General features: G+C 35.9%; 1 protein-coding gene. It reads right to left on the minus strand.

What is annotated here, in order from left to right:
• On the minus strand, positions 1 to 1,074 hold a 1,074-nt coding region (locus ASJ81_RS12705; RefSeq protein WP_095643524.1), incomplete at its 3' end, for an IS1634 family transposase.
• Positions 1,075 to 1,467 lie beyond the last annotated feature (393 nt).

Raw genomic sequence — 1,467 nt, forward strand, 5'->3', positions numbered from 1 at the left:
TTTTTTAACGGTTTTCAAATCTACTTTTTCAAACACAATAGAAGGGAAATCTGCAGTCCATTTTTCTGCTGCTTTTAATGCATCTTCTTCACAGAAGAAGTCCTCTCCTACCAGTTTTTTAAGCGACTTTTCTGCTTTTTCAAGTTCATTTTGAAGCTTCTTTCTGAGAGTTATCTCTTTCTTTTCTTTCATTTTATGAGAAAGCAACAAAACCCACTTTTGCTTGACTCCCCCATAATCAACAAAGGTTTGATAAAATGAGTATCTTTCATCGCTTTTCAGTGGCTTCAGGTTTAGATTTGCAGTTAGCAGTTCCTTTGCCTCATTAATTGTTGCAGGAACACGACTGATCCAGAATGACTTTCCTATATTATTGATATTATTGTCAGTGTAAAAGGAACTATCAGCGACATAGTACACTTTGCTTTCAGGACTTAAAGCTGATTTGAGAGACTTTATTGCTTCCAGAATTGTGCTTTTGTCGGAAGCATTCCCTGAATGAGTGTTCATAAAAAGGGGTATTCCATGCTGATTTACAATCAAACTTAGCACAAATTGTTTGAGATCCCATCTTCCGTTTTTGGGAATTCCAAAAGTGATATCAATAGACTCCGTTTCTTCGTCTTGATAATCACCATAAACGCTGACACTTGTAGTGTCAGCGTGTAAACAATGGACAGGAATAGGTAGACGATTCATAATGTGAAGAACAATTTCCGTAAACAGTTTTGTAGGACCATACTTTACGATTCTGTCAAGAGTTTCTCCGATAGCATATTGATTCAGATCTTCTCGTGTTACACCTTCTCCAAAAAGTCTTTCTATAGAAATATTCCTGAAAAAGTCAGGAAAAAGGTATAGACGTTGACCTATGAAACCAAGACCATTGAGTACCATGGCAAGGATGCAGACTGAGTGAGGAATCTTGTGATCCCTTTCCTTTGGGAGTTTCTCATCGATCAGTTTGTCAACTTCAAGTTCTCGGAAAACTCCAGCAATGAGACCAAGGTGACCTAAAAATCTTGTACGTTTTATTGAGGATTCGACTAGTCGACTGTTGTTTTTGTCTGCCATGGAAAATCAAGAAAAAAGATGTGAGAATAATTATATTAACTTATATGTTTACCTGCCGAATCTAGGATTTACTGAAGCAATCTGTTCTATTATCACTGAAGTCCGGAACAAAAACTGAAAACAAAACCAGGTGGATTGCTGGAAATACTGACCTGTTAAAAAAGGGAGACAAAAGTATCCTTACTACTAAATCCGGATTAAAGATACCTTTAAGGCTTTTTCTAAGGAAGCAGCAGCATCATTAATTTTTTTATATCCCAAGTTCTATATTCTATTAATATTAATTACCACCTCGAATATTATATTTAGAACTGGCAAGTTATGAACGCTTTTAACTCAAAGTATTTGTTTGATTGACTGGAGAAAAACTGAATGTATTATGATGAAGCCGCA

Source organism: Methanosarcina spelaei, from assembly GCF_002287235.1.
In the GTDB taxonomy this organism is placed as follows: Archaea; Halobacteriota; Methanosarcinia; order Methanosarcinales; family Methanosarcinaceae; genus Methanosarcina; species Methanosarcina spelaei.